The sequence below is a fragment of the Chryseobacterium sp. SIMBA_038 genome, from assembly GCF_046535115.1.
In the GTDB taxonomy this organism is placed as follows: domain Bacteria; phylum Bacteroidota; class Bacteroidia; order Flavobacteriales; family Weeksellaceae; genus Chryseobacterium.
The window spans coordinates 1-259 of sequence record NZ_JAWRXH010000270.1 but is presented as its reverse complement, the minus strand read 5'-3'; the positions used below and the strand labels follow the sequence as shown (position 1 = coordinate 259).

The following is a 259-nucleotide window of genomic DNA, read 5'->3' as shown; positions in this document are numbered from 1 at the left end:
GTCCCTAAAAACATCCCCAACCAGAATAGCATAAACAGTCCGTGCAGCACATTATTCCTTGTGAAAATCTTGAATGAGAGATAGGGTCTCTTTAATGTTAACTGCCGGATGGTAAGCAGTGCAAAGCTTACAAAAGCGGCAATACTGGCACTGATAATATTCTTTGAGTTCAGCCAGTCCTGCTGCCTTCCGAAAGAATATACATAGGCAGAAAACATAAATGCAGAAATGAAAAGGATGATACTCAGCCAATCAATAT

Annotated in this window: 1 pseudogene; it reads right to left on the bottom strand. The window is 40.2% G+C overall.

The features are described 5' to 3' along the window. A pseudogene (locus SB689_RS23510) lies at positions 1–259 on the bottom strand (MFS transporter); the annotation flags it as partial.